The organism is Pseudomonas sp. (genome assembly GCF_026224925.1).
Taxonomy (GTDB): Bacteria; Pseudomonadota; Gammaproteobacteria; order Pseudomonadales; family Pseudomonadaceae; genus Aquipseudomonas.
Genome location: NZ_JAMFRV010000567.1, coordinates 1 through 7,988, shown reverse-complemented (window position 1 = coordinate 7,988; position 7,988 = coordinate 1). Strand labels below are relative to the sequence as shown.

The following is a 7,988-nucleotide window of genomic DNA, read 5'->3' as shown; positions in this document are numbered from 1 at the left end:
TACCGCGTTGCTTCATTCGCGAACAAGTTCGCTCCTACAGAATCGGGGAATACCCCAACTTCTGCGCCATGCCAAAAACCCTGTGGGACCGAACTTGTTCGGGAAGCGGACAGCGCGGTGTATCTGACATACCGCGTTGCTTCTTTCGCGAACAAGTTCGCTCCTACAGGGACTGGTGAAATACCCCGACTCCTGCGCCATGCCAAGCACCCTGTGGGACCGAACTTGTTCGGGAAGCGGACAACGCGGTGTATCTGACGTACCGCGTTGCTTCTTTCGCGAACAAGTTCGCTCCTACAGAATCGGGGAATACCCCAACTTCTGCGCCATGCCGAGAAACCTGTGGGACCGAACTTGTTCGGGAAGCGGACAACGCGGTGTATCTGACATACCGCGTTGCTTCATTCGCGAACACGTTCGCTCCTACAGAATCGTGTGCGGGCTTTCAAACCGCGTTTACAACCTCGCCACGCTCCAGAAACGCCTCCAGGTTACTGAACAGCATTTCTTCCATGCCCAGTCGAGTTTCTTCGGTGCCGCTGCCGATGTGTGGCAGCAACACCACGTTCGGTAATTCAAGCAAGGCGTTCGGCACTTTAGGCTCTGCCTCGAACACGTCCAGCCCGGCCCCACCGAGTTTGCCGCTGACGAGCGCCGCGACCAGCGCGTCTTCATCGATGACTGTGCCGCGTGAGACGTTGATCACGGTGCCAGTTTCGCCCAACGCTTCGAGCACTTCGGTGCTGATCAAATGGTGGGTTGAAGGGCCGCCAACGCAGGTCAGGACCAGGAAGTCTGACCAGCGCGCCAGCTCGACCAAGTCGGCTTCGTATTGAAGTGGGCTGGTCGCGTCGGGTTTACGGTTGTGGTAACGCGCTTCCATGCTGAAGCCACTGGAGCGCTTGACCACTTCTTTGCCGATGCGGCCCAAGCCAACGATACCGAGTTTTTTGCCGGTAACGCTGCGGCCCAACGGGAAAGGCTTGGCGCCCCAAGAGCCGTCGCGCACAAAACGGTCGCCGAGGGCGATCTTGCGGGCGCTGTCGATGATCAAGCCCATGGCCAAGTCGGCAACACAGTCGTTGAGTACATCAGGCGTGTTGCTGATTTGAATCCCACGGGCATTGGCGGCGCCGACAGCGATTGCGTCATAACCTACACCAAAGCTGCAGATCGCTTTCACCGACGGCATCGCCGCCAGTTGTGCCGCAGAACAGCCGAAGCGCGCCGAAGTGATGACAATGTTGAACTCAGCGCCGTGCTCGTTAAGAAACGCTACCGGGTCAGCCTGGGTCCAAAGTTGCTGAACGTCGTAGGAGGCCGCCAGACGCTGATTGAACCTGTCTGTCAGTGGGCCGACTTGCAGCAAACGTGGATTAGCCATTAAACAATTCCTCTTTTGGATAGGGTCGAGCCGCGCTCGATCAGTTTCAGTCCTAGACGGGTTTCAAAACGATACGGTGTAAACGTCCCAGCAGCAGCGAGTACGACAGCGTACCCATTAACGCCACCAGACCGATGAAATTGAACGCCCAGGCAAACGAGCCTGTGCTTTGTACAATGAAGCCGACCATGATCGGAGTCACCACGCCGGCCAAGTTGGCCGACAAACTGGTGACCCCGCTGGTCAAGCCGATCAACTCCTTGGGCGCCACCTCCGAGACAGCAGCCCAAGAGGCAGCAGACACGCCCTGCGCAAAGAATGCGATGGTCAGAATGGCAATGCACAACTCGTTGGACTGCACGAAGTTAACCAACACAATCGACATGCCCAACGCGGAACCGATAACCAGCGGCGCCTTGCGGGCGAACGACATGGAGAAGTTGCGGCGAATCAGCATGTCCGAAAAATAGCCCGCCAGCAGCACACCCACGGTGGCACCGATGTATGGCAACGCAGCAAAAATGCCCACCTTGACCATGGTCATCTTGCGCTCTTCCATCAGGTACGTCGGGAACCAGGTGAGGAAGAAATACAGCGCCGAGGAGCTGGCAAACTTGCCGATGCAGATCGCCCAGATTTGACGATAGGTGAACAGCTGACGCATCAGTTTCCAGTTGAACGGGGTGCGTTCCTTGCTGGTCATGGCCAGACCGCCGCCCTCTTCGATGTAGGCCAGTTCTTCTTTGCTCAGGTGCTTGTCCGACAGCGGGTCGCGGTATTTCCAGTACCAGATGCCGCCGAAAACAACCCCGACGCCACCGGTGATGTAAAACACTCGCTGCCAACCGTAGGTGGTGGCGATCCACAGCAACAGGCCGGAAAACAACGCGGTGCCGATGTACTGGCCCATCACATAAATGCTGGTCGCGAGGCCCCGTTCACGGGTTGGAAACCACAACGTCACCGCACGGCTATTGGCCGGGAACGCTGGAGCCTCCATTGCGCCGATGGTCAAGCGCAACCCGAAAAGCATACTGAAGTTGCTGACCGCACCTTGAAATACAGTCGCGACCGACCACGTTACCAGCGACACCGCGTAGGTGATTCTTGAGCCAAAGCGGTCGGCCATGTAGCCACCTGGCACCAATGCAAAGGCGTAGGTCCAAGCAAATGCGGAGAAGATCAAGCCCATCTCGATTTTGTCGAAACCCAAGTCTTTGGCCATAAACGGCGCAACGATGGAGATGTTAATGCGGTCGACGTAATTGATCACGGTAGCGATCAGCACTAACGCCAACATGAAATACCGCCGCCGGCTTGGCAATGTACTGGAAGGACTCACGGCAATGGCCGGGCGAACGGAGGTATCGGTCTGCATCGTAAACCCTCTTATTTTTTTTATTAGCGGCTATTCGTGGTTATTCGATCAAGCGGTTGTGCGGTGTACGTCTGGATAAGGTGTAGGAACGAGGTGCTCCCTCGTTCCTACTGGCGAATTACCCTTATCAGGTAATGGGCGCCGGGTTGAACAGGGTGATGTCGTTGTGCAGACGCAATGCTTCAGCACAGGTTTTTTTCTTGCCGCTGGCGACGTCCAGGTAGTAGTGGAACAACTCCCAACCCAGGTCTTCAATGCTGGCGCGCCCGGTAGCGATGCGCCCTGCGTCGATGTCGATCAGGTCTGGCCAGCGTTGCGACAGCTCGGTGCGGGTGGACACTTTCACTACCGGTGCCATGGCCAAACCGTACGGCGTGCCGCGGCCGGTGGTGAACACGTGCAAGTTCATCCCGGCGGCCAACTGCAACGTACCGCAGACAAAATCGCTGGCCGGCGTTGCACAGAAAATCAGGCCTTTGCGGGTGAAGCGTTCGCCGGGGCCAAGCACCCCGTTGATCGCGCTACGCCCGGATTTGACAATAGAGCCCAAGGACTTCTCGACGATGTTCGACAGTCCGCCTTTCTTGTTGCCGGGCGTGGTGTTGGCGCTGCGATCAGCTTCGCCTTTGGCCAGATAACGGTCGTACCAGTCCATTTCGCGGACCAGTTCTTGCGCCACTTCAATGGTTTCAGCACGGGAGGTCAGCAAGTAGATGGCATCACGGACTTCAGTGACTTCGGAGAACATCACCGTCGCACCTGCGCGCAGCAGCAAGTCCGAGGCGTAGCCCAACGCGGGGTTAGCCGTGATGCCGGAAAACGCATCACTGCCGCCGCACTGCATGCCTAAAATCAACTCGGACGCTGGCACGGTTTCACGACGGCGTTGATCAAGCTTCTTCAGGCGCGTTTCAGCCATGTCCATGATCTGCTCGATCATTTCAACAAAGCCGTGGCTGGAATCCTGAAGCCGATACAGCCATGGATCGTCGAGGTCCACCGAGCTGTCGTTTTCGTGCATGACTTGCCCAGGCTGCAATTTCTCGCAGCCCAAACTGATCACCAATGCTTCGCCGCCCAGGTTCGGGTTGCGCGCCAGGTTACGCACGGTACGGATTGGGATGTACGCGTCCTTTGCGGTGATCGCCACGCCGCAGCCGTAGCTGTGGGTCAGCGCCACCACGTCATCGACGTTCGGGTACTTGGGCAACAACTCGTCACGGATACGCTTGACCGCATGATCGAGCACGCCGGTCACGCATTGCACGGTGGTGGTGATACCCAGAATATTGCGCGTGCCAACGGTGCCGTCAGCGTTGCGATAACCCTCGAACGTGAAGCCTTCCAGCGGCTCTGCCTTTTCCGGTACGTCAGTGGACAGCGGTAGGCTGTCCAGCGGCGGCGCAGTCGGCATGCGCAGTTGATCTTCCCTGACCCAACTGCCGCGCGGGATCGCCTGCAAGGCATAACCGATCGTGTGCCCGTAACGAATGACGGGCTCCCCTTCGGCGATGTCTACCAGATTGACCTTGTGGCTTTGCGGCACGTTATCCAGCGTCACCAGACCGTTGTCGAACTGCGTACCCGCAGGCACGCCTTGATCGTTGACCACGACAACCACGTTATCGAGGGCATTCAACTGAATGTAGCGTGGCGAATCGGCATGTTGAATCAGGTTCATCACGGTTTCCTCAGGATTTGGCTTGAGAAAGCTTGCCGGCGCCATTGCCGGTTGCTGGGCCCTTGACTGGCGGCTCTTTCAATTCGACGCGTTTGATTTCACCCACAATAACCACATAGCTGATCACCGCCACCAGCGCGTTGGCGCCGACGAACACCAGTGCCCATTTGAAGGAGCCCGTGGCGTTGATGATGTAGCCGATGACAATCGGAGTAGTGATCGATGCGATGTTGCCGAACATATTGAACAGGCCACCGCTTAAACCGGCGATCTGTTTTGGAGAGGTATCGGAGACCACGGCCCAACCCAATGCGCCGACGCCTTTACCGAAGAAGGCCAAAGCCATGAAACCGACGACCATCCATTCGATGTCCACGTAATTGCACGCAACAATCGTTGTCGACAGCAACAGTCCGCCGATGATGGGGGCTTTGCGAGCGAAGGTCAGCGAGTGACCTTTGCGCAGCAGGTAATCGGAAATGATCCCACCGAGCACGCCACCGATAAAACCGCAGATCGCTGGCAGCGAAGCGATGAAGCCCGCTTTGAGAATGGTCATGCCGCGTTCTTGAACCAGGTACACCGGGAACCAGGTCAGGAAGAAGTAGGTGATGCCGTTGATACAATATTGGCCGAGGTACACGCCCAGCATCATACGGTTGGTCAGCAATTGACGAACGTAGTCCCACTTGGGGCCGCCGCTGGCGCCTTTGCCTTGGTCCTGATCCATGTCGACCATGCCGCCGTTGTCGGCGATGTGGTTGAACTCAGCTTCGTTGATCATCGGATGATTGCGCGGGCTGTGGATAACTTTCAGCCAGATCGCCGAAAACACCAGACCGACACCGCCCATTACCACGAACACGTGCTGCCAACCGAAGCTGTAAACGATCCAGCCCATCAGCGGCGCGAACAGAACCGTGGCGAAATATTGTGCGGAGTTGAAAATCGCTGACGCGGTGCCGCGTTCAGCCGTAGGGAACCAGGCCGCAACAATGCGTGCGTTGCCCGGAAAGGACGGCGCTTCGGCCAATCCCACCAGAAACCGCAGCATAAACAGCGCGACGATGGCGGTCGAGACGCCGAATTCACCGACATAGCCTTGCAGCACGGTGAACAGCGACCAGGTAAAAATACTCAGCGCGTAGACTCGCTTCGACCCGAATCGGTCGAGCAGCCAGCCGCCGGGAATCTGGCCAGCCACGTAAGCCCAACCAAATGCGGAGAAAATAAAACCGAGGGTTACGGCATCAATGCCGAGACTTTTTTGCAGGCTGGAGCCCGCGATAGCGATGGTTGCACGGTCGGCATAGTTGATCGTTGTCACCAGAAACAGCATGAACAGGATCAAATAGCGAACGTGGGTCGGCTTGGCGTGCGGCATGTATCTGTTACTCCCACTATTTGTTTTTTTTGGCGGGTAGAACTGTTTTACGTACAACCCTGTAGGAGCGGGCTTGCTCGCGATCAGCTTGACGCTGTTCATCAGACAAACCGCGATCGCGAGCAAGCCCGCTCCTACAAGTAATGCTTTTTACGAACCGATGTAGCTGGTTTTCACGACGGTGTAGAACTCTTGTGCGTAGCGACCTTGCTCACGCGAACCGTAGGAAGAACCTTTGCGACCACCGAACGGTACGTGGTAGTCAACGCCAGCAGTTGGCAGGTTGATCATCACCATCCCGGCTTGGGAATGACGCTTAAAGTGGTTGGCATACTTCAATGACGAAGTGGCAATACCTGCCGACAAACCGAATTCGGTGTCGTTGGCCATGGCCAGTGCAGCTTCATAATCCGCAACACGAACGATGTTCGCGACCGGACCAAAGATTTCTTCTTTGCTGATGCGCATCTCGGCGGTGCTGTCGGCAAACAGCGTTGGCGCCAGGAAGTAGCCTTCGGTGTCGCAGGTCACCAGCTCACCGCCGGAAACCAAACGTGCACCTTCTTGCTGACCGATGGCGACATAGCTCAGGTCTTGATCCAGCTGGGCTTTGGAAACGACTGGACCGATATCAATACCGGATTTCAGTGCATGACCGACTTTGATCGAGCGCATGCGCTCGGCCATGGCTTCCACGAACTTATCGTGAATGCCAGCAGTCACGATGAAGCGGCTCGACGCCGTGCAACGCTGACCTGTGGAGTAGAACGCGCTCTGTACCGACAGCTCGACCGCTTGCTTGAGATCAGCGTCGTCGAGGATGACCTGTGGGTTTTTGCCGCCCATTTCCAGCTGTACTTTGGCTTGACGTGCGATGCAATCGACTGCGATCTGACGACCGACGCCGACCGAACCGGTGAAGCTGACACCATCAACTTTGCGGCTTTTGACAATCACGTCGCCAACCACACGGCCGGAGCCCATTACCAGGTTGAATACGCCAGCCGGGAAGCCCGAGCGGGAGATAATTTCAGCGATGGCCCATGCGCAACCAGGCACCAGATCAGCAGGCTTGATCACGACGCAGTTGCCGTAAGCCAATGCCGGTGCGATTTTCCAGGCTGGGATAGCGATCGGAAAGTTCCATGGAGTGATCAGACCGATCACGCCCAGCGCTTCGCGAGTCACTTCAACGTTGACGCCCGGACGTACCGACGGCAGGTAGTCACCGGACAGACGCAGGCATTCGCCAGCAAAAAACTTGAAGATGTTGCCAGCGCGGGTTACTTCGCCAATCGCTTCTGGCAAGGTTTTGCCTTCTTCACGGGCGAGCAAGTTGCCGAGTTCTTCGCGGCGAGCAAGGATTTCGCTGCCGACTTTGTCCAGCGAATCGCTGCGCGCTTGAATGCCAGAAGTCGACCAGGCCGGGAACGCGGCACGGGCAGCATCAATGGCGGCGTTAACTTGCGCCACATCAGCTTGAGCGTATTGGCCAACGACGTCGGACAAATCAGAAGGGTTTATGTTGGAGGAATACGTTGCACCGGCAACCCATTCGCCGCCGATGTAGTTATCAAAACGTTTCGAATCAGACACGAACATTCTCCAAAAGGCACGAAAAGCTAAAGGCAAAAAACCGCTGATTGCTCAGCGGTCCTGGTTCTGCGTATTTGTTATTGAGCGCCCTGCTTGTCCATCAGCGCAGCGAGCATTTCATACTCTTCTGCGGTGAGGTCAGTCAGCGGCGTGCGAACCGGGCCTGCGTCGTAACCTGCGATCTTCGCGCCGGCTTTAACGATGCTGACCGCGTAACCCGACTTGCGGTTACGGATGTCCAGGTACGGCAGGAAGAAGTCATCGATCAACTTGCCAACGGTGGCGTGGTCTTCACGGGAAATGGCGTGGTAGAAATCCATGGCCATTTTCGGCAGGAAGTTGAACACCGCAGACGAGTAAACCGGAACACCCAGTGCCTTATAGGCAGCGGCGTAAACTTCGGCAGTTGGCAAACCACCCAGGTAGCTGAAGCGATCGCCAAGGCGACGACGGATCGAAACCATCAGTTCGATATCGCCCAGGCCATCTTTGTAGCCGATCAGGTTCGGGCAACGCTCAGCCAGACGCTCAAGCAATGGAGCGGTCAAGCGGCAAACGTTACGGT

The 7,988-nt window shown here is 56.9% G+C and carries 6 protein-coding genes; all 6 read right to left on the bottom strand.

The window, feature by feature from the left end; translation table 11 throughout:
- Positions 1–445: 445 nt before the first annotated feature.
- A complete protein-coding gene (locus M0974_RS23775; RefSeq protein ID WP_297842704.1) occupies positions 446–1,384 on the bottom strand; it encodes a 2-hydroxyacid dehydrogenase in 939 nt (312 codons plus the stop codon).
- A gap of 52 nt (positions 1,385–1,436) precedes the next feature.
- Positions 1,437–2,762 (bottom strand): MFS transporter, encoded by a 1,326-nt coding sequence (locus tag M0974_RS23770; protein WP_297842702.1) that lies wholly within the window; start codon positions 2,760–2,762, stop codon positions 1,437–1,439.
- Between the two features lie 127 nt (positions 2,763–2,889).
- Entirely contained in the window at positions 2,890–4,443 is a 1,554-nt protein-coding gene (garD, locus tag M0974_RS23765; RefSeq protein ID WP_297842698.1) for a galactarate dehydratase, read from the bottom strand.
- 10 nt (positions 4,444–4,453) lie between these two features.
- Positions 4,454–5,827, bottom strand: coding sequence for an MFS transporter (locus M0974_RS23760; protein WP_297842695.1), 1,374 nt, complete (start codon positions 5,825–5,827; stop codon positions 4,454–4,456).
- 150 nt (positions 5,828–5,977) lie between these two features.
- Positions 5,978–7,423, bottom strand: coding sequence for an aldehyde dehydrogenase family protein (locus M0974_RS23755; protein WP_297842692.1), 1,446 nt, complete (start codon positions 7,421–7,423; stop codon positions 5,978–5,980).
- Positions 7,424–7,500: 77 nt separating this feature from the next.
- Positions 7,501–7,988, bottom strand: a 488-nt coding sequence (locus tag M0974_RS23750; protein ID WP_297842691.1) for a dihydrodipicolinate synthase family protein, incomplete at its 5' end; no start/stop codon positions are given.

Excerpts from the sequence above, each read along its gene's own strand:
- M0974_RS23775 (WP_297842704.1), bottom strand. The coding sequence starts at position 1,384 with ATGGCTAATCCACGTTTGCTGCAAGTCGGCCCACTGACAGACAGGTTC.
- M0974_RS23770 (WP_297842702.1), bottom strand. The coding sequence starts at position 2,762 with ATGCAGACCGATACCTCCGTTCGCCCGGCCATTGCCGTGAGTCCTTCC.
- garD (WP_297842698.1), bottom strand. The coding sequence starts at position 4,443 with ATGAACCTGATTCAACATGCCGATTCGCCACGCTACATTCAGTTGAAT.
- M0974_RS23760 (WP_297842695.1), bottom strand. The coding sequence starts at position 5,827 with ATGCCGCACGCCAAGCCGACCCACGTTCGCTATTTGATCCTGTTCATG.